This window comes from Streptomyces sp. NPDC104226 (genome assembly GCF_055584085.1).
The window spans coordinates 463194-481431 of sequence record NZ_JBVJMS010000003.1; the positions used below are offsets into that span (position 1 = coordinate 463194).

At 74.7% G+C, this 18238-nt stretch carries 19 protein-coding genes; 6 read left to right on the forward strand and 13 right to left on the reverse strand.

All coding sequences use genetic code 11. The annotated features are described in order from the left end of the window. Window positions 1-21: 21 nt before the first annotated feature. The 3 genes from ACZ60J_RS12020 to ACZ60J_RS12030 all read right to left on the reverse strand — a co-directional run bounded on the left by ACZ60J_RS12020 (window position 22) and on the right by ACZ60J_RS12030 (window position 3221). Window positions 22-471: an SRPBCC family protein gene (locus tag ACZ60J_RS12020; RefSeq protein ID WP_469681023.1), complete on the reverse strand. Its 450-nt coding sequence runs from the start codon at window positions 469-471 to the stop codon at window positions 22-24. 84 nt (window positions 472-555) lie between these two features. Then, window positions 556-2649, reverse strand: coding sequence for a phage holin family protein (locus tag ACZ60J_RS12025; protein WP_469681025.1), 2094 nt, complete (start codon window positions 2647-2649; stop codon window positions 556-558). Between the two features lie 167 nt (window positions 2650-2816). Further along, window positions 2817-3221: a hypothetical protein gene (locus tag ACZ60J_RS12030; RefSeq protein ID WP_469681027.1), complete on the reverse strand. Its 405-nt coding sequence runs from the start codon at window positions 3219-3221 to the stop codon at window positions 2817-2819. 137 nt (window positions 3222-3358) lie between these two features. Here ACZ60J_RS12030 and ACZ60J_RS12035 point away from each other — a divergent pair, with 137 nt between their 5' ends. Continuing rightward, window positions 3359-4144, forward strand: coding sequence for an MBL fold metallo-hydrolase (locus ACZ60J_RS12035; RefSeq protein ID WP_469681029.1), 786 nt, complete (start codon window positions 3359-3361; stop codon window positions 4142-4144). Window positions 4145-4149: 5 nt separating this feature from the next. Further along, complete coding sequence (locus ACZ60J_RS12040) at window positions 4150-4773, forward strand: DedA family protein (RefSeq protein ID WP_469681523.1); 624 nt, start codon at window positions 4150-4152, stop codon at window positions 4771-4773. A 205-nt stretch (window positions 4774-4978) separates the two neighbouring features. On the opposite strand, the gene ACZ60J_RS12045 is transcribed toward ACZ60J_RS12040, so the two are convergent. The 3 genes from ACZ60J_RS12045 to ACZ60J_RS12055 form a co-directional block, all read right to left on the reverse strand. Continuing rightward, window positions 4979-6070 (reverse strand): MBL fold metallo-hydrolase, encoded by a 1092-nt coding sequence (locus ACZ60J_RS12045; protein ID WP_469681031.1) that lies wholly within the window; start codon window positions 6068-6070, stop codon window positions 4979-4981. Window positions 6071-6157: 87 nt separating this feature from the next. Then, window positions 6158-7465 (reverse strand): aminotransferase class I/II-fold pyridoxal phosphate-dependent enzyme, encoded by a 1308-nt coding sequence (locus tag ACZ60J_RS12050; protein ID WP_469681525.1) that lies wholly within the window; start codon window positions 7463-7465, stop codon window positions 6158-6160. Window positions 7466-7576: 111 nt separating this feature from the next. Beyond that, window positions 7577-8149: a TIGR03086 family metal-binding protein gene (locus ACZ60J_RS12055; protein ID WP_469681033.1), complete on the reverse strand. Its 573-nt coding sequence runs from the start codon at window positions 8147-8149 to the stop codon at window positions 7577-7579. Window positions 8150-8341: 192 nt separating this feature from the next. On the opposite strand from ACZ60J_RS12055, the gene ACZ60J_RS12060 reads away from it, so the two are divergent. Then, window positions 8342-9202, forward strand: a complete 861-nt coding sequence (locus ACZ60J_RS12060) for a methyltransferase domain-containing protein (protein ID WP_469681035.1) — start codon at window positions 8342-8344, stop codon at window positions 9200-9202. Between the two features lie 28 nt (window positions 9203-9230). Here ACZ60J_RS12060 and ACZ60J_RS12065 read toward each other — a convergent pair whose 3' ends face one another. Both ACZ60J_RS12065 and ACZ60J_RS12070 read right to left on the reverse strand, forming a co-directional pair. After that, complete coding sequence (locus ACZ60J_RS12065) at window positions 9231-10028, reverse strand: SGNH/GDSL hydrolase family protein (protein WP_469681037.1); 798 nt, start codon at window positions 10026-10028, stop codon at window positions 9231-9233. Further along, window positions 10015-10584: a PadR family transcriptional regulator gene (locus ACZ60J_RS12070; RefSeq protein ID WP_469681039.1), complete on the reverse strand. Its 570-nt coding sequence runs from the start codon at window positions 10582-10584 to the stop codon at window positions 10015-10017. The genes ACZ60J_RS12065 and ACZ60J_RS12070 overlap by 14 nt, the downstream gene beginning before the upstream one ends. Before the next feature lie 131 nt (window positions 10585-10715). Between ACZ60J_RS12070 and ACZ60J_RS12075 the strand changes: the two genes are divergently transcribed. Genes ACZ60J_RS12075 through ACZ60J_RS12085 form a run of 3 tightly spaced genes read left to right on the forward strand, consistent with a single transcriptional unit; the run spans window position 10716 to window position 12495 of the window. Next, window positions 10716-11162 (forward strand): nuclear transport factor 2 family protein, encoded by a 447-nt coding sequence (locus ACZ60J_RS12075; RefSeq protein ID WP_469681041.1) that lies wholly within the window; start codon window positions 10716-10718, stop codon window positions 11160-11162. Window positions 11163-11194: 32 nt separating this feature from the next. Continuing rightward, entirely contained in the window at window positions 11195-11992 is a 798-nt protein-coding gene (locus tag ACZ60J_RS12080; RefSeq protein WP_469681042.1) for a thymidylate synthase, read from the forward strand. Then, complete coding sequence (locus ACZ60J_RS12085) at window positions 11989-12495, forward strand: dihydrofolate reductase (RefSeq protein WP_469681044.1); 507 nt, start codon at window positions 11989-11991, stop codon at window positions 12493-12495. The genes ACZ60J_RS12080 and ACZ60J_RS12085 overlap by 4 nt, the downstream gene beginning before the upstream one ends. 31 nt (window positions 12496-12526) lie before the next feature. Here the strand turns inward: ACZ60J_RS12085 and ACZ60J_RS12090 are convergent, their stop codons facing one another. From ACZ60J_RS12090 to ACZ60J_RS12110, 5 genes are all read right to left on the reverse strand, one after another. Further along, window positions 12527-15121 carry an ABC transporter permease gene (locus ACZ60J_RS12090; RefSeq protein ID WP_469681046.1) on the reverse strand — a complete coding sequence of 865 codons (2595 nt, stop codon included), beginning with the start codon at window positions 15119-15121 and terminating at the stop codon, window positions 12527-12529. Then, entirely contained in the window at window positions 15121-15933 is an 813-nt protein-coding gene (locus tag ACZ60J_RS12095) for an ABC transporter ATP-binding protein (protein ID WP_469681048.1), read from the reverse strand. Before ACZ60J_RS12095 ends, ACZ60J_RS12090 begins: the two co-directional genes overlap by 1 nt. Next, window positions 15930-16220: an SHOCT domain-containing protein gene (locus tag ACZ60J_RS12100; RefSeq protein WP_469681049.1), complete on the reverse strand. Its 291-nt coding sequence runs from the start codon at window positions 16218-16220 to the stop codon at window positions 15930-15932. Before ACZ60J_RS12100 ends, ACZ60J_RS12095 begins: the two co-directional genes overlap by 4 nt. Before the next feature lie 122 nt (window positions 16221-16342). Beyond that, window positions 16343-17017: a response regulator transcription factor gene (locus tag ACZ60J_RS12105; protein WP_469681051.1), complete on the reverse strand. Its 675-nt coding sequence runs from the start codon at window positions 17015-17017 to the stop codon at window positions 16343-16345. Beyond that, entirely contained in the window at window positions 17014-18222 is a 1209-nt protein-coding gene (locus ACZ60J_RS12110; RefSeq protein ID WP_469681053.1) for a sensor histidine kinase, read from the reverse strand. The genes ACZ60J_RS12105 and ACZ60J_RS12110 overlap by 4 nt, the downstream gene beginning before the upstream one ends. Window positions 18223-18238 lie beyond the last annotated feature (16 nt).

Below are 18238 nucleotides of genomic sequence, written 5' to 3' on the forward strand. Positions count from 1 at the left end.
CCCCGGGCGTCCCTGCGGAGCTCAGGCCGCGGAGTGCTCCAGCAGGTGCTTGAGCTTCTCCTCGCTGCGGGGCATCTCCTTGCGCACCATGGGCTTGACCGCGAGCGGGACGAGCGCCCTGCCCATGCCACGGCCCTCGAAGTCGACGGCGATGGTCACCCGCGAGCGGGTGCCTCCGTCGAGGGGTTCGATGCGGCCCCGCACGTCCGGGCGGACCGGTCCGTCGACGCCGTGGAAGTGCCAGCTCCGCGGCGGATCCATGTCCATGACCTCCACGGTCGTGGGGATCGCGCGGCGGCCGATCTGCCGGGTGACGAGGATCTTCGAACCGACGTGGACGGGAAGACCGCCCATCGGCACCGCCGAGACGGCGCTGTCCTGCCACTCCGGCAGGTGCGTGGGGTCCGTGATGTACGCGTAGACGTCCTCGGGACTGCGGTCTATGTCGATGCTCTTGCTGATCGCGGACATGGCGACCCCTCGGAGCCCCCCTGATGGACTCTGCCTCCAACGTACGCCCGGAGGCCGGGGGCCGCGCGGGGTCCCGCGCTGTCGTCAGGACGCGGGCTTCGGGTCCGTGCCGGGGGTGACGGAGAGCTCCGGGGGGAGCGGGACCTGGGGGCCGTCCGATTCGGTGAGCCAGCGGCGCAGGACCTGGTGGACCGCCTCCGCGCCCACCAGCTCGCCGTCGGGCCGGTGCACCGGCTCGGACAGCTCCACCGGCCACATCAGGAACGGATGGCCCTGCTCCCCGCCCATGCCGCCGTGCGAGCCGATCTGCTCCTCGAAGGCGTGCACCGCACCCGTCTCCGGGTCGTAGGCCGAGTTCACCATCACGTCGGCCACGTGCGGGAAGCCGTCGGTACGCCGGACCGCCCGCGCCGCGCCCGGACCGAAGGGGGCGAGCAGCGCCTCCGCCGCGCCCGGCTCGTCCAGCCGGGCTTCGGCCCCGCCGGCCGCCATGACCGTCCCGTCGACGAGCAGGAACCCGACCCCGGGGTGGTTCGCCAGGGTGGAGAGCAGCGCCGGGTGGGCGCGGTCGATGCGTTCCCTGGAGGCCCGTCCGGGCAGGTCCGGGAAGGAGATCAGCCCGAGGTTGCCGGAGGCCAGCACCACCGGGTCCGGGCCCGTCCCGGGTCGCACCTCGTCGTCCGCCTCCTCCTCCACGGGCCGGTGCAGGGCGGCCCGTACGGCGGCCCGTGCCTCGGCCCCGCTGTGCGTACGGCCGGCCTTCCGGGACACCGGGAGCCCGCAGCCCGCGCGGACCAGGTCCTTCAGGGTGAGCCCGTACCGGGCCAGGAAGGTCTCCCCGGGGCTCTGGCCGTGGTCGGAGAGCAGCACGATCCGGTACTCCCGCGGTGCGTGCTCGGCGACCCGGGCGATGAGCGCGAGGCTGCGGTCGAGCCGTGCGAGCACCTGCTCGGTGTCCCGGGAGCGCGGGCCCGAGTGGTGGGCGACCTCGTCGTAGGCGACCAGGTCGGCGTAGACCGCGGCGCGCCCGGCCAGCATGTCGCCGATCACCGCGGCGACGACCACGTCGCGCTCCACCACCGTCGCGAAGGCGCGGATCAGCGGGTACAGCCCGCCGCGCGCGACCCGTGGGCGCTCCCCGCGCAGGCGGCCGCGTACCGACTGGGTGATCTCCCGGGCCACCTCGGCGACGAAGGAGAGCGCCGTGCGGACCGCGTTGGCCGGGTCGGAGAAGTACGCGAAGTAGCCCGCGCGGGACCGGTTGTGCGGGCCCCGGCGGGCGGAGACGGACAGGACGAGCGCCAGTTGGCCGGCGCCGCCGCTGAAGAGGTTGCCGCGGCTGGCCCCGTCGAGGGTGAGCAGGCCGCCGTCCCCGGTGCGTTCGACGGCCCGCCGCTGGAGCTCGGCGGCGCTGGTGGGCCGGTTGCAGACCATCACCTCGCCGGTGTCCTTCTCGTACCAGCGGAAGGCCGGAACGTCGAAGTTGGAGCCGTGCAGGATGCCGAGCTGGCTCGCGCCGGTCTGGCTCGACCAGTCGGTGTGCCAGGAGCCGAGGCGGTGGGTGCGGTCGAGCCAGTCGGCCACCGTCGGCATCAGCCCGCTGCCGGCCGCGCGGCGCAGCACCTCGTACCCGACCCCGTCGAGCTGCAGGAAGACGAGGGCGGGGGTGCGTTCGTCGGCCCCGGGCATGCCCTCCCGGTGCTGGCGGCGCCGACGGCGGTCGGCGAGCCGGTACAGCCGGCGCCGGTAGGCCTCGTCGTCCCGGACGGCGAGGGCGGTGGAGGTCGCGGAGGCGACGGCGGACATCACGGCGGCGACCACCACGGCCGTCTCGGGGGCCGCCTCGCCGCGGCCGGCCGGGATCAGGCTGAGCGCCAGGAGCAGCAGCGAGCCGTTGAGGAAGAAGACGAGCAGGCCGAGCACCAGGGCCGGCACGAGGAGCAGGGCGCGGACGAGAACCGGCCACACCAGGGCGCTCAGCAGACCGAACGCGCCGGCGCCGATGGCGGCCGTCAGACCTATCTGCGTGATGCTGTCGCGGTCGCCGCCCGCGCCCGCCTGGAGCCGGAAGTCGGGCAGGATCCCGGCGAGGGCGAGCATGGTGAGGGTGGACACCGCCCAGACGATGACCACTCGCACCAGGGCGCCGCCCGCACTCCGCCACCGGCCTCGCACCACGCCCGAACCACCTCACCACCGTGGCCCGCACCGCGCCGACGAGCCCCCGTCCCACGATGTCCAGGCTCGCACAACGGCGCCCGACCGGCCGGGTGACACGGGCGGCGGACGTGCGTACGGGGGCGGTGCCGGGCGTCGCGGGCCCGGCACGATCCGACAGAGACGGCCTAGGTGCCGTCGTATCCGGCGGTCGGCATGGAGAGCCTGCGGTGCACCTCGGCCTTCATCGCGGAGGTGTAGTGCGGTTCGTCGAGCCCGGCGGTTTCCAGCCGTACGCCACGCCGTGCGCACTCCGCGGTGAACTCCCCCACGGAGTGCAGCGCGCGCGCCAGCACCCGGTGGCTGGCGGCGACGAACAGGTCGACGCGGCCGGCGTCGACGTCGTTCCACAGGCCGCAGTGGTCGGCGCGCAGCCCGTAGACGAACAGTTGGCGGGTCACGACGAAGCCCCGGTCGGCCGCCCAGCGGGCGCAGACGGCCTGCTGGCTCCGGGTGTCGACGGCGAAGGGATCCGTGTCCAGATCCTCCAGCGGGGCCAGGCTGGCGATCGCGGCCACGCGCAGCTCATCCATGCCGCCCGACCCTACTCCGATCCGCCGCCCGGGAGGAGGGGGTGGGAAGGCCCGGTTCCGGGCGGTTGCGGCGGGCAGCCTTTAGGCTCGGACGGGACCCGGTGGCAAGCGGGACGAGGGGAGGGGAGCAGGGGTCGATGGAGATCACTTGGTGGGGCCACGCCACGTGCACGGTCGAGGACTCCGGTGTCCGGCTGCTCACGGACCCGCTCTTCGCACGCCGTCTGGCGCACCTGCGCCGCCGCCGCGGGGCGGTGCCCCCGCCGGAAGCCGCGGTCGCCGACGCGGTGCTCGTCTCGCACCTGCACTCCGACCACCTGCACCTGCCCTCCCTGGCGCGCCTCGCGCGCGGGACCCGGCTGCTCGTGCCGCGCGGGGCGCCCCGCGCGGTGCCGGGGCTGGCGCGGACGGCCGGGGTGCGGGGGCTGACGGTCACGGAGCTGGCGCCGGGCGACACGGTGACCGTCGGGGACGGCGTACGGGGCGGCGGCGTACGGGTCCGGGCGGTCAGCGCGCTGCACGACGGGCGGCGGCTGCCGTTCGGACCGCGGCTCGCGCCCGCGCTCGGGTACGTGATCGAGGGCTCCTCGCGGACCTACTTCGCCGGGGACACCGGCCTGTTCGACTCGATGGCCGACGAGGTCGGTCCCGTGGACGTGGCCCTGCTGCCGGTCGGCGGCTGGGGGCCCAACCTGGGCCCCGGGCACCTGGACGCGGCGGGTGCGGCCCGGGCACTGGCCCTGCTCGCGCCCGCGGCGGCGGTCCCGGTGCACTGGGGTACGTACTGGCCGATCGGGATGGACGCGGTGCGGCCGCACGAGTTCCACGCCCCGGGCGAGGAGTTCGCCCGGTGTGCACGCAGGGAGGCGCCGAAGGTGACGGTCCGGCTGCCCGCGCACGGTGAACGGGTGCGGCTGCCGTGAGGGGGCTGTGGCAGCTCGCGGAGTCGGCCGCGCAGGTCCCGCCGGACTCCACCCAGCAGGCGATCGGCCTGCCGACCCTCTTCGTCCTGGTGGCGCTGGGCGCGCTCGTACCGGTGATTCCGACGGGCGCGCTGGTCAGCTCGGCAGCGGTGGTGGCCTTCCACCAGGACTCCCTCCCCTTCGGGCTGCTGCTGGTCTTCGGGGTGTCCGCGCTGGCCGCGTTCGCGGGGGACATGGCGCTGTACTGGCTGGGCCGGCGCGGGGTGCGGTCGCGGAACGGATCGCGCTGGCTGGAGGCCCTGCGCCGGCGGGCGACCCCCGAACGCCTCGCGCAGGCGCAGCGCAAGCTCGACGAGAACGGCGTACTGGTCCTCGTGCTCTCCCGCCTCCTCCCGGGCGGCCGCATCCCCGTGATGCTGGCCTGCCTCCTCGCGGAGCTCCCCCTGCGCCGCTTCGCCCGCGGCGACGCCCCCGCCTGCCTGGCCTGGGCGGCGACCTACGGCCTGATCGGCATCGTGGGCGGCTCCCTCTTCGCGGAACCCTGGAAGGGCGTCGCCCTGGCGGTGACCCTCACGCTCCTCATCAGCACGGCCCCGTCCCTATGGCGCCGCCTCCGCCCCAACGGCTGACCCGAGCCCGCCGGAGCCCAGTCGAGCCGCGCCGGTGTTCGAGGCCCCGCCGCCGCTTGAGGCGCGGGTCCCGGGGCCGAGCCCGATCCAGCCCCGCCGGCGTTCGAGGCGCGGGGCCCGGGGCGGAGCCCCGGGGAACGGGCGAAGGGCGGGTAGGGGACTTCGCCCCGCGCGGCGCGGAGCGTCCGGGCAGCCCGCGGCGCGGCTACAGCGCCCGGGACGCCCCGACCGGGAGGTCCCAGAGGTGCTCCCGGGGCAGCCCGGTACGGGCCCACGCGGCCCGCACCCGCTGCAACGGCTCCATCACCGGCTCGGAGGACAGCACGAAGGTCCCCCAGTGCATGGGAGCCATCCTCCGCGCCCCCAGGTCCAGACAGGCCTGCACGGCCTCCTCCGGGTCCGCGTGGACGTCCCGCAGCCACCACCGCGGGGCGTACGCCCCGATCGGGAGCAGCGCGAGGTCGATGCCGGGGTGGCGCCGCCCGATCTCGCCGAACCAGTGCCCGTAGCCCGTGTCACCCGCGAAGTACACCTTCTTCACCGCCCCGGCCGCCCCTGCCGCCCCGGCGGCACTGAGCATCCAGCCGCCCCACAACGTCCGGCACGCGTCCATCAGCGACCGCTTCGACCAGTGGTGCGCCGGCACGAACTCGAACCGTACGCCGCCCAGTTCGGCCGACTCCCACCAGTCGAGTTCGGTGACCCGGGTGAACCCCCGCCGCCGGCACCACCGCGCGAGCCCCGCGGGGACGAAGAGCGGCGTCGTGCGCGGGAGGCGCTTGAGGGTGGCGGCGTCGAGGTGGTCGTAGTGGTTGTGGCTGATCACCACGGCGTCGACCGGCGGCAGTTCCTCCCAGCGCACTCCGACGGGGGTCATCCGGGCCGGGGTGCCGAGGATCCGCCGGGACCAGACGGGGTCGGTCAGGACGGTCAGTCCGCCGATCCGCAGGACCCAGCTGGCGTGCCCGGCCCAGGTCGCGGACACCGCCCCGGCGGCCACGGCGGGCAGCGGGGCGGGCGCGTACGGCAGGTCCGGGATGCCGCGCAGGCCCTCGGGGCCGGGGCGGAAGGCGCCCTCCCGGGCGAGCCGGGCGAACGCGCGCAGCCCCGGCAGCGGGGTGGTCAGCCGGTCCGCGAACGAGCGCGGCCACAGCCGGTGTTCGCCCAGCGGCCGCGGCGGCGCGTACCGGACGCCTGCACCCGCACCCTCTCCTCCGCCGGCCCGGGGCGCCGCCGGAGGGGCGTCCGGGCCCGCCCCGGCCAGGGGGGCCGAGGGGGCGTCCGTCTGATCCCTCATCGAGAAGTCTCCGTTCACCGGCGGCAGTCGGGGGTTTCAGGGCGGGGTTTCAGGGCGGGGTTCCTGGGCGGGGTTCCACGGCGGAGGTCAGTCGGACAGCCCGGCCAGGACCGACCGGAGCCGGGCCAGGGAGTCCCGTACGTGGGGCAGCGCGAGCGGGTCGGTCGCGGTGAGGGCCGCGAGCCGCTCCTCCGGGGTGGCGCCGAGCAGCGGTCCGGTCGACAGCCGGACCCGCGGGGCGACGGGCTCGTCCGCGAACCGCTGCCCGCCGGGCGCGGGCGCGCCGAGCCGTCCGCCCAGCCAGTCCTCCAGTTCCATCGCGTCGCCGACCCCTTGGCGGGTGAGCCCCGGGCGCAGCGGCGTCAGATCGGCGTAGAGGTGGCGGCCGGCCTGCGGGGGCCGGGCCAGCGCGCCCGCGGCGAGCAGTTCCCGGTGCGCGGCCCGGGCCACGGCGCCGTGCAGGGCGGCGGCCGCGGCGGCCCGGCCCGCGACGGCGGCGGGCTCGTCGAGGGCGTGCGCGGCCGCCCCGGCGACGGGGCCCGCGACGAACCCGCCGGTGGCGGTGAGCACGTCCAGGGTCCGGGCCCGCAGCCAGGTGCCGCGCGGGGTGCCGGGGAACCGCATGACGGCGGCGGGCCAGCCCGCGGGCAGCAGGGCGCCGGAGAGGTCCATGAGGACCGCGGTGTCGTCCGGCAGCATCTCGGCGGGGCTGAGCACGACGAGCCTGTCGTGGGTGTCCGGCCGTCCGCCGGTGCCGTCCGCGCCGTCCGGCCCGCCGTGGCGCCCGTCGTCCGGCCCGCCGAGGCGTCCGCGGGCCGGCCGGTGGACGGTGTCGCGCCAGGTCTCGTCGCTGACGACGAACAGCCCGGCGGACGCGGCGGCCTCGCAGGCCTCCAGGAGCAGCTCGGGCGGCGCGACGGTCGCGGTCGGGTCGTCGGCGACGGACAGCAGCAGCACCCGCGGGTCGCCGCCCTCGGCGCGCACCCGGCGCACGGTCTCCAGGAGGGCGTACGGGTCGGGTACGCCGCCGCACTCGGCCGGGGTCGGGACGTGGTAGGCCCGCCGTCCCAGCAGTCGGACCTGTGGCGTCCACCAGGCGGGACAGGGCCTGGGCAGCATGACGTCGCCCCCGTGCGCGCCGAGCAGCGCCAGCAGCAGGGCGGGCGCGCCGGGGCCGGCGGCCACGTGGTCGGGGTCGGTGGGGAGCCCGCGCCGTCCCCAGTGCCGGGCGGCGGCGGCCCGTACGGGCACTCCCCCGCCGGGCGGCTCGGGGGCCGAGCGCCAGGCGGCCGCCGCGAGGACGGCCGTGAGCTCGGGCAGCACGGGCAGGCCGGGCTGGGGTGCGGGCGGACCGTAGCGGACCTGGCCCCGGCCCTCGGCCGTCGTGCGCTGGATCCCCGACACCGCGCGCCACCTCTCCCTGCCGTCCCCGGGCTCCCGACCCTGCCTTTATACGGTTATTCGTCCGGTATCGCCCGTTGTGGAGGCCGGGTGCCGTGCACCGCCTCAGCCGCGCCTCCCCACCAGGGCGAGCAGCCGGGTCTGGGCGTCCGCCCCGGCCGGCACCTCCGGCGGAGCGTCGTACATGCCGCTCGCGGCCAGTCCGTCGGCGTAGGGCATGACCTCCTTGATGGAGAACTCGACGAGGCCGTCCGGCAGCCGGTCGTCGGCGCCGATGCCCCGGGCGAGGTCCCAGGCGTGGACCACGCAGTCGGCCGTCAGCTCCGAGCAGTACGCCGACCCGAGCGCCGGCCCGTACGAGAGCCGGACGGTGCGCTCCAGGGCTCCCGGGATCTCGAAGGCGGCGTGCGCGGCGGCCGAGGCCTCGTCCCAGGCGGCGGCCGGATCGGTGCCGAGGACGTCGCCGTTGAAGGTGCTGCCGATGTCCTCGACGGTGCGGCCGTCGGTGACCAGGGGCGGGATCCAGAGCTGTTCGGCGGTGACGTGGTTGACCAGGTCGCGCACGCTCCATTCGCTACAGGGGGTCGGCGCGTCCCACTGCGCGTCCGAGACCGCGTGGACGTACCGGCCGAAGAGCCGCAGCGCCTCGGCATGCCGCTCGAGCAGCGGGTCCGGCATGGATCTCACCGTCCTTCGTTCCCCCGGATTCACTGTCCTCGCACCCACTCGCACCCGCCACCCGTTCACCCAACGCCCTTGAACCACAAGGACGGTGTCCACATGTCAATACGCATATCTCAAACTGCGAACTGATCCCTTACGGTGAAACCAACGCCTCGACAGCACTTCGACGACGAAGGAGCAAGGTCCATGAACGCCACGGACGCCACGGATGCCACGGATGCCAAGGCCGCGGAGACCGCGCACGAGACCGCGGTCTACACCCACGGACACCACGAGTCGGTCCTGCGCTCGCACCGCTGGCGCACGGCCGAGAACTCCGCCGGCTACCTGATCGGCTCCCTGCGCCCGGGGATGGCCGTCCTGGACGTGGGCTGCGGCCCGGGCACGATCACGGCTGACCTGGCGGAACTGGTGGGGCCGCAGGGCCGGGTCACCGCGGTGGACGCGGCGCGGGACGTGGTCGACCAGGCCGCCGCGTACGCGAAGGAGCGGGGCCTGACCGGAATCGAGTTCGCCACGGCCGACGTCCACGCGCTGGACTTCCCCGACGACTCCTTCGACGTGGTCCACGCCCACCAGGTGCTGCAGCACGTGGGCGATCCGGTCCAGGCGCTGCGCGAGATGCGCCGGGTGTGCCGGCCGGGCGGGATCGTCGCGGTGCGGGACGCGGACTACGCGGCGATGACCTGGTACCCCGCGACTCCGGGGCTGGAGGAATGGCTGGACCTGTACCGGCGGGTGGCGCGCGCCAACGGCGGCGAGCCGGATGCCGGACGCCGCCTGGGAGCGTGGGCGCGGGCGGCGGGCTTCACGGACGTGACCTGCACGGCGACCGCGTGGTGCTACGCGACCGAGGAGGAGGCCGCGTGGTGGTCCTCGCTGTGGGCGGACCGTACGACGGCCTCGGCCTACGCCGGGATCGCGACCGGAGGCGGACACGCGACGCAGGCGCAGCTGTCGGCCGCCGCCGAGGCCTGGCACACCTGGGGTGCGGAACCGGACGCCTGGTTCTCGGTGCTGAACGGCGAGATCATCTGCCGCGCCTGACCCCGGCCGACCCCGGCGGGCGCGCCCGTCAGGCCGCCAGGCGTACGGGGAGCAGCTCGGGCCGCTTGGCCGTGCGGCCGTCTCCGGAGGAGCGTCCGCGCAGCCGCCGGCCGATCCAGGGCCCGGCGAAGCCCACGGCCCACCGCAGCTCCCCGGCGACGCCCCGCAGGCCCGCCGGGGAGAGGGGCGGCCGGCCGGGCAGCGGGCGGGTCCAGCCGTCGTCGCTGCCGGGGAGCCCCAGGGCGTGCGCGACACCGGCGGCGATCATGGCGTGGCCGGACGGCGCCGCGTGCAGCCGGTCCGCGCTCCACATCCGCGGGTCGGTGGAGGCCTCGTGGCGGGCGAAGTCCGCGACGGCCACCCCGTGCCGCTCCGCCGCCCGCCGTATCCGGTCGTTCAGCGCGGTGACGCGCGGGGCGGCCCCCTTGGCGAGCGGGACGAGCTTGGCGATGTCGGGGAAGGTGACGGTGGCGACGCGGGCGCCCTGCGCGGTGAGCGCGGCGAACATCGCCTCGAGGTGCCCGGCGACCTCGTCGGCGTCGAACCGGGGACGCAGCACGTCGTTGACCCCGGCGACCACGGTGGCCAGGTCGGGGCGGAGCGCGAGGGCCGGCCCGAGCTGCCCCTCGCGAACCCCTGCCGCCAGGCGGCCCCGGACGGCGAGGTTGGCGTAGAGGACGTCGGGCTCGTGCACCGCGATCAGCTCGGCGAGGCGGTCGGCGCACCCGCGCAGCCCGGTGCGGTCGTTCCCGTCGCCCACGCCCTCGCTCTGGCTGTCGCCGAGCGCCACGTACCGGGTCGGCCGTCGCTGTTCACTGCTCTCCACGGGATGCCCGCCTCTCGCTCAGAATGATCGTGGTGCGCTCGTACCAGGCCCGGTTGGCCCGCTCGAACTCCAGGCCGCGCAGGCAGGTGAGGTAGGGGCCGATCCGTGCGCCGTGGCGCAGGAACTCCTCCTCCGTGCGCTCGCCGCGCATCGAGCCCAGCAGCTTCTCGAACAGCTCCGCCTTGGCCGTCGCGAAGGCGGTGCGCTCGGCGAGCTGCGCGATGAGCGCCTCCGTGTCCACGTGCTCGGCCGCCTGGACCTTCACGAGCAGGTCGTCACGGATGACGCAGGGTTTGGTCTCGGCGGCGGTGAAGCGCTCCAGCTCGGCCAGTCCGGCGTCGGTGACCTGGAACAGCCGCTTGTTCGGCCGGGTGTCCTGGACCACCTCGCGGCCCTCGATGAAGCCTTCCCGCTCCAGCCTGGCCAGCTCGGCGTAGAGCTGCTGGGGCAGGGCGTGCCAGAAGTTGGCCACGCCGGTGCCGAAGGCCTTGGCCAGCTGGTAGCCGCTCAGCTCCTCGTCGAGCAGCGCCGCCAGTACGGCGTGACGCAAAGCCATCGGTCGGTCTCCTCGGGATCGTGCGCGGCAGCGTCTTCTCAGGGACGCCGGACCATGATAGTCAAGAAACTGACTAATCACATCCGTGACTATCACCGGTGACCATCGCCGGTGACCACCAAGGAGTCCTCATGAGCAGCGCCACCAGCACGGCCGACCGTTTCCGCGCCGCCGTCGCCGGGCATGACCTCGCCGCGCTGGACGCGCTGTTCACCGACGACGTCCGGCTCAACAGCCCGGTGAAGTCGAAGCCGTTCGAGGGCAAGCCGGCGGTACTGGCCCTCTTCCGCGTGCTCCTGCGCACCTTCGAGGGCTTCCACTACGTCGGCCACTTCGACGGCAGCGTCCAGTCCGCGGGCGTCCCGTTCGGGGCGGAGGGAACGGAGGGGCCGGCGACCGTGCTGCCGTTCCGGACCACCGTGGGCGAGCGACAGGTGCACGGCATCGACATGCTGCACCTCACCCCCGAGGGCCTGATCGACGAGATCACCGTGATGCTCCGCCCCCAGACGGCCGTCGTTGCGGTCGGCGAGGCGGTCCTGGCGGGACTGGTCGCCGACGGCCTGGTCACGGGCTGAGCGTCGCCCCCGGGACAGTAGACTCGGTGCCCGTGGCGGATACCCAGTACGAAGACCTGTTGAAGCTGGTGCTCACCTCCGGGACGGCCAAGGCCGACCGGACGGGCACCGGCACCCGGAGTGTCTTCGGGCACCAACTGCGTTACGACCTCTCGCAGGGGTTCCCCCTGGTCACCACCAAGAAGGTGCACCTCAAGTCGATCGTGTACGAGCTGCTGTGGTTCCTGCGCGGCGAGTCCAACGTCGGCTGGCTGCGGGAGCACGGCGTGACGATCTGGGACGAGTGGGCCGACGAGAACGGCGACCTCGGCCCGGTCTACGGCGCCCAGTGGCGCTCCTGGCCCACCCCGGACGGCCGGCACATCGACCAGATCACCGAGGTCCTGGACACGCTGCGCCGCGACCCTGACTCCCGCCGGATGATCGTCTCCGCCTGGAACGTCTCCGAGCTGTCCAAGATGGCGCTCGCGCCGTGCCACGCCTTCTTCCAGTTCTACGTGGCCGACGGCAAGCTCTCCTGCCAGCTGTACCAGCGCAGCGCGGACCTGTTCCTCGGCGTGCCGTTCAACATCGCCAGCTACGCCCTGCTCACCCACATGGTGGCCCAGCAGGCCGGACTGGAGCCGGGCGACTTCATCTGGACCGGCGGCGACTGCCACATCTACGACAACCACGTCGAGCAGGTCACCGAGCAGATCTCGCGCACCCCGTTCGAGTTCCCCGAGCTCAAGCTGCACCAGGCCGACTCGCTCTTCGACTACGCCTACGGCGACGTGAAGGTGGCCGGCTACCAGCACCACCCGGCCATCAAGGCTCCGGTCGCCGTATGAGCGTCGGACTGATCTGGGCGCAGAGCTCCGACGGCGTGATCGGCGCCGACAACGGGATTCCCTGGCGGCTGCCCGAGGACATGGCCCACTTCAAGGCCACCACCCTCGGGCACCCCGTGGTGATGGGCCGCAAGACCTGGGATTCGCTGCCGGCGCGGTTCCGTCCGCTGTCGGGGCGGCACAACATCGTGGTGACGCGGGATCCCGCGTGGGCCGCGGAGGGCGTGCAGCGTGCCGGGTCCGTCGACGAGGCCCTGGAGCTGGCCGCCGCGGTGCAGCCCGGCGCGGCAGCCCCCGCCGCCTGCTGGGTGATCGGCGGCGGAGAGGTCTACCGTGCCGCGCTGGCCCGCGCCGTCATGCTCTCGGTGACCGAGGTCGACACGCAGGTGGTCGGCGACACCCACGCCCCGGAGCTGGACCCGGCGTGGACCGTCACCGAGGACGGCGGCTGGCAGTCCTCGGTGACCGGCCTGCGCTACCGCATCCGCACCTACGCCCGCTGATCCTCACCTACGCCCGCCGATCCGTGTCGGCCTAGTCGCTGGCGACGGCGCGCAGGATGTCCAGGCGTGCCGCGCGCCGTGCCGGGCGCCAGCCCGCGAGGACGCCCGCCGCCACGCCGACCAGGGCCACGAAGGTGAGCTGCAGCGGTGGGACGGCGAACGCGAACGCGCTGTCGCTCGCCCCGTCGGGGGCCTTCACCAGGACCCATCCGAGGACGCCGCCCAGCGCCAGACCGCCGGCCGTGCCGAACGCGGCGACCAGGACCGACTCCCAGCGGACCATGGCCCGCAGCTGCCCCCGGGTCTGGCCGACGGCCCGGAGCAGCCCCAGTTCGCGGGTGCGCTCGTGGACGGCCAGGGTCAGCGTGTTGGCGATGCCCAGCAGGGCGATCAGCACGGCGAGGGCGAGCAGCGCGTAGACGAGCGTGAGCATCATGTCGATGCCGCCCGCCGACGACTGCGCGTACGCCTCGCGCGTCTGCACCTCGGGGCCGCCGTACTGCGCGGCCGTCCTCTCGACCGCCGCCGCGCCGGCCGCGGCCGACACCCCGTCCTTGAAGGTGACGCTGACCAGGGAGTCCGTGTCCTGCGCCCGGTGCGGCGCCCAGGCCGCCCGCGTGATGACGTAGTCGCCGGCCAGCTCGGACCGCTCGTACACCGCGCGGATCGTGAAGGGCTGCTTCTGCCCGTCGGTGAAGGCGAGTTCGGCCGTGCTGCCGGGCCGCCACCCGTGCCGCCCGGCCTCCTTCGCGGACACCGCGATGCCGTCTGTTCCCAGCGCGTCGAGCCCACCCGACACGGCGCCCAGGTCGAGGCCGGCCGCGAGCGCGACGGGGTCGGTGACGGTCAGTGCCCGCCCCGATCCGTCGACCTCCGCGACCCCCTTGCCCAGGCCCACCGCGCCGGCCACCTCGGGGAGCGCCGCGACGGCCGGTGCCAGCTTCGGGCTGAGGCCGCTGCCGCCCGCGCCGAAGGACGGGGCGCTGATGGCCACGTCACCGGCGAAGGAACGCGCCACGGTCCGGTCCATGGTCGCCTTCAGGGAGGCCCCGAAGACGGTGAACAGGGAGACGACGGCGACGCCGATCATCAGTGCGGTCGCCGTGGACGCCGTCCGCCGGGGACTGCGCCGCGCGTTGCGCACGGCGAGGGCGCCGGTCACCCCGCGCAGCCGCTGGAGCGGCCGGGCCGGCAGCCGGAGGGCGGACGAGGACGCCACCGGCCCCAGTACGACGAACGAGGCCGTCGCCAGCACGGCACCCGCCCCGGACAGCCACAGGGACGGTACGGCGAACACCCCGGTCAGGAGCAGGCCGATGGCGGCCGCGCCCAGCGCCAGGCCGGTGACCGTACGGGACCGGGAGGCCTCCGAGTGGTCCACGGCGCTGTCGAGTAGCGCGGCCAGCGGCGCCGTGCGTCCGGCCCGTACGGCGGGCAGCACGGCCGAGCCGAGGCAGACGAGGACCCCTGCGGCGAGGGGAACCGCCATAGACGGCCAGCTGATCACCAAGTCCCCCTCGGGGAAGGGGAATCCGATGGCCGGGAAGAGGGCTTGGAGTCCTGCGGCGAAGCCCACGCCGACGAGCAGCCCGGCGGCCGATGCGACGAACGCGACGACGGCGGCCTCGGCCAGGGTGCCGCCGAGGACCTGGCGCCGGGAGGCGCCGAGCGCCCGGAGCAGGGCGTTCTCGCGGGTGCGCTGGGCGACGACGATCGCGAAGGTGTTGTGGATGCTGAAGGTGGCGACGAGCAGGGCGATGCCCGAGAAGACGAGCAGCATGGCGGTGAAGAGGTCCAGGAACCGACCGGAGATCATGTCGGTGTTCTCCTGGGCGGACTCCTGTCCGGTGATCGCCTCGACGCCCTGCGGCAGCACCGCGGCGAGCGCCTCCACCAGCTCGCTCTGGCTGGTTCCCGGACCGGCCCGCACCTGGATGGACGCCGCCTGGCCGGGCGCCGGCATCAGGTACTTCTCCGCGTCCGCCAGGGTCATCCCCGTGTACGTGACCTGCGCCATGCCGTCCGCGCCGCCGAAGGTGGCGAGGCCGACGACCGTCACGGGGACCGGGTCGGGCGTCCGCAGCACCGTCGTGTCGCCGAGCTCCAGTCCGCCCTTGTCCGCGGTGGCCCGGTTGACGACGACCTCACCGGTCCGCTCCGGCGCCCGGCCTTCCGCGAGCCGGTACGGGTTGAGTTCCGGGTCGGCGATCCAGTTCCCGGCGAGCGTGGGCGGCCCCTGGCCGCCGATCGGTTCGCCGTCGGAGCCGACGAGCTGCCCCGCGCCCTGCACGGCGGGCGCGGCGGCGGCCACGCCCGGGGTGCGCCGGATCTGCTCCACGAGTGCGGTCGGTACGGGCTGCCGGGTGCCCTGGGCCTCGCCGGCAACGGTCACCACACGGGAACTGCGGACCACCGCGTCGGTACCGCTCGCCGCGCCGGCGAACATGCTGTCGAAGCTCGCGCGGAGGGTGTCGCCCATGACGAGCGTCGCGGCGAGGAAGGCGACGCCGAGCAGCACGGCCGTGAAGGTCCCGGCGAACCTCCGCTTGTGGGCGCGCAGCGAGGCCGTGCCGATCCGCAGCACGGCGCGGGCGCCGTTCGTGTTGTTCGTGATGTTCGTACTCATCACGCCTCCCCCGGGGCGGCCGCCGTCGCCGGGCGGGGGTCGAAGGACTTGAGCCGGTCCAGGACGCGGTCCGCGGTGGGAGCCGCCATCCGGTCGACCAGCCGCCCGTCGGCGAGGAAGACGACCTCGTCGGCGTGGGCGGCGGCCACCGGGTCGTGGGTGACCATGACGACCGTGCGGTGCATGTCGCGCACCGCCCGGCCCAGCAGCCCGAGCACCTCCTCCCCCGAGCGGGAGTCGAGGTTGCCGGTGGGCTCGTCGGCGAAGACGACGTCGGGGCTGCCGGCGAGGGCGCGGGCCACGGCGACGCGCTGCTGCTGGCCGCCGGAGAGCTCGGCGGGCCGGTGGTGCAGCCGGTCGCGGAGTCCGACGACGTCGATGAGGCCGTCGAGCCAGGCGGTGTCCGTGCGGGTGCCCGCGAGGTCCTGCGGGAGGGTGATGTTCTCGGCGACGGTGAGGGTGGGGATCAGGTTGAAGGCCTGGAAGACGAATCCGACGCGCTCGCGGCGCAGCAGGGTGAGCCTGCGGTCGTCGAGTGCGCCGAGCTGCGTACCGCCGATGGAGGCGGATCCGGAGGTGAGGGTGTCGAGGCCGGCGGCGCAGTGCATCAGGGTGGACTTGCCGGAACCGGACGGTCCCATGATCGCGGTGAAGCGGCCGGCCGGGAAGGCGACGCTCACCCCGTCCAGGGCCCGTACCTCGGTGTCGCCCCGGCCGTAGACCTTCACGGCGTCGACGACCCGGGCGGCGACGCCACCCTCGTCGCCGCCGCGGCCGTTGACGCCGCCGCCGGGCAGGGTGGCGGTCCTCATGCCGCACCGCCCTTGGAGATGCGGCCGAACTGCTCGTCCAGGACGGACAGCCGCCGCCAGTACTCGTCCTCGTCGATCTCGCCGGAGGCGAAGCGCCGGCCGAGGACCGCGATCGGGGAGTGCTCGCCGTACGCGGCGCCGCGGGCCTGCCACGGGGCCCGGCGGCCGCGCCACACGGTGCGGCGCAGCACGGTGACGGCGCCGGCCACGACGGCCGCCCAGATCAGCGGGAAGAACAGGATCCACGGGCCGGGCCCGTCGTACGCGAGGGTGGTGAGGGTGTTCATCTCGGTTCAGCTCCTCGGAGGGTGGACGTCTGCGTCACACTCCGAGACTGGCTCCGGGAGGGGGTCCGGGTCGTCGTACGGCCGGCTGCACCGCGCGTACCACCTGGGGAGTACGAGGCGGGTCAGCCGAGCCAGCCGGGCCGGACCAGCCCCGATTCGTAGGCCAGGACGACCAGTTGGGCGCGGTCCCGGGCGCCGAGTTTCACCATCGTCCGGCTGACGTGGGTCTTCGCGGTGAGCGGGCTGACCACCAGGCGGCGGGCGATCTCCTCGTTGGACAGGCCGAGGCCGACCAGTGCCATCACCTCGCGCTCCCGCTCGGTGAGCCGGTCCAGGCCCAGGCCCGCTCCGTCGGCGGCGGGCTGCTTGGAGCGGGCCGCGAACTCCTCGATCAGGCGGCGCGTGACGCCCGGGGAGAGCAGCGCGTCGCCGTCCACCACCGCCCGGACCGCCCGGAGCAGCTCCTCCGGTTCGGTGTCCTTGACCAGAAAGCCCGAGGCTCCGGACCGGAGTGCCTCGAAGACGTACTCGTCGAGCTCGAAGGTGGTGAGCATGACCACCCTGACGTCGGCCAGTGCCGTGTCCCCGGTGATCCGGCGGGTGGCGGCGAGCCCGTCGCACACCGGCATCCGGATGTCCATGAGGACGACGTCCGGGCGCAGCTCGCGCACGAGACGGACGGCCTCGTCGCCGTCGGCGGCCTCGCCCGCCACCTCGATGTCCGGCTGCGCGTCGAGCAGGGCGCGGAACCCCGCCCGGACGAGGAGCTGGTCGTCGGCGAGCAGTACACGGATCACGGATCCTCCTGGGATGCAGCGGGCTTCAGCGGGAGTCGGGCTGTCACGCGGAAGCCGCCGTCGGGGCGCGGGCCTGCCTCGACGGTGCCGCCGAGGGCCGCGGCCCGCTCGCGCATGCCCACGAGGCCGTTGCCGCTGCCGCCCGCCGGGCCGCCCGTGGCCGGTCCGTCGTCGTCCACCTGCAGTTCCAGGGCGCGGGGCTGCCAGGAGAGGTGGACGCGGGCGGTGCGCGAACCGGAGTGCCGCACCACGTTGGTCAGCGCCTCCTGCAGGATGCGGAAGGCGGCGAGATCCACCCCGGGCGCCAGGGTCCGCGCCTCCCCGTCCGTCGCGGTGTCGACGCTCAGCCCGGCCGCGGCGGCCTGCTCGGCGAGCTCGGGGAGCCGGTCGAGACCGGGGGCGGGCGCGCGTGGTGCGTCGCCGGGGGTGCGCAGGGTGTCGAGGACCTGGCGGACCTCGCCCAGGGCCTCCTTGCTGGCCGCCTTGATGGTGGTCAGCGCCGAACGGGCCTGCTCGGGATCGGAGTCGAGCAGGGCCAGCCCCACGCCGGCCTGGACGTTGATCACCGAGATGCTGTGGGCGAGGACGTCGTGCAGCTCGCGGGCGATGCGCAGCCGCTCCTCGTTCACCCGGCGCTTCTCGGCCGCCGCACGCTCGGCACGGGCGAGGGCCCACTGTTCCCGGCGTATGCGGACGAGCTCGGAGACCGCGAGGATGGCGAGCACCCACGCGGTGATGCCCAGTTCCTGCGCCCAGGGCGCCGGGCCGTCCCCGGCGGGTGGGAGCAGCCGGTAGAGCCAGTGGCCGATGACCAGATGGCTGGCCCAGAGCAGCCCGACGGCCCCCCAGGCGGCTGTGCGGTGTCCGGCGACGACGGCAGCGAAGCAGGCCAGCGCCAGGCTGATGAACACCGGTCCGTACGGGAAGCCTGCGCCGACGTACACCAGGGTGACGGCGCTGACCCCGTACGCCACGGCCACCGGGTACCGGTGCCGCCACACGAGCAGCAGCGGCCCGAGCAGCAGCAGGAGCCGCGCGAACCCGTCCAGCGCCACCCGCCCGCTCTGCTGGTGCGCGGCCCATCCCGAGCCGACCTGCGCGAAGACGGCCACGAGCAGCGAGGAGCGCCAGGCCGGGCCCCGCCCGGTCCGCTCCACCCATCGCTGCCACGGAGGAACCTCCGGGCGCTCGCGCTGATCTTCCATGCACCCACGCTAGGCC

Excerpts from the sequence above, each read along its gene's own strand:
- ACZ60J_RS12075 (WP_469681041.1), top strand. The coding sequence starts at position 10,716 with ATGAGCAGCGCCACCAGCACGGCCGACCGTTTCCGCGCCGCCGTCGCC.
- ACZ60J_RS12085 (WP_469681044.1), top strand. The coding sequence starts at position 11,989 with ATGAGCGTCGGACTGATCTGGGCGCAGAGCTCCGACGGCGTGATCGGC.
- ACZ60J_RS12060 (WP_469681035.1), top strand. The coding sequence starts at position 8,342 with ATGAACGCCACGGACGCCACGGATGCCACGGATGCCAAGGCCGCGGAG.
- ACZ60J_RS12070 (WP_469681039.1), bottom strand. The coding sequence starts at position 10,584 with ATGGCTTTGCGTCACGCCGTACTGGCGGCGCTGCTCGACGAGGAGCTG.
- ACZ60J_RS12090 (WP_469681046.1), bottom strand. The coding sequence starts at position 15,121 with ATGAGTACGAACATCACGAACAACACGAACGGCGCCCGCGCCGTGCTG.
- ACZ60J_RS12045 (WP_469681031.1), bottom strand. The coding sequence starts at position 6,070 with ATGAGGGATCAGACGGACGCCCCCTCGGCCCCCCTGGCCGGGGCGGGC.
- ACZ60J_RS12030 (WP_469681027.1), bottom strand. The coding sequence starts at position 3,221 with ATGGATGAGCTGCGCGTGGCCGCGATCGCCAGCCTGGCCCCGCTGGAG.
- ACZ60J_RS12110 (WP_469681053.1), bottom strand. The coding sequence starts at position 18,222 with ATGGAAGATCAGCGCGAGCGCCCGGAGGTTCCTCCGTGGCAGCGATGG.
- ACZ60J_RS12095 (WP_469681048.1), bottom strand. The coding sequence starts at position 15,933 with ATGAGGACCGCCACCCTGCCCGGCGGCGGCGTCAACGGCCGCGGCGGC.
- ACZ60J_RS12035 (WP_469681029.1), top strand. The coding sequence starts at position 3,359 with ATGGAGATCACTTGGTGGGGCCACGCCACGTGCACGGTCGAGGACTCC.
- ACZ60J_RS12055 (WP_469681033.1), bottom strand. The coding sequence starts at position 8,149 with ATGCCGGACCCGCTGCTCGAGCGGCATGCCGAGGCGCTGCGGCTCTTC.
- ACZ60J_RS12020 (WP_469681023.1), bottom strand. The coding sequence starts at position 471 with ATGTCCGCGATCAGCAAGAGCATCGACATAGACCGCAGTCCCGAGGAC.
- ACZ60J_RS12100 (WP_469681049.1), bottom strand. The coding sequence starts at position 16,220 with ATGAACACCCTCACCACCCTCGCGTACGACGGGCCCGGCCCGTGGATC.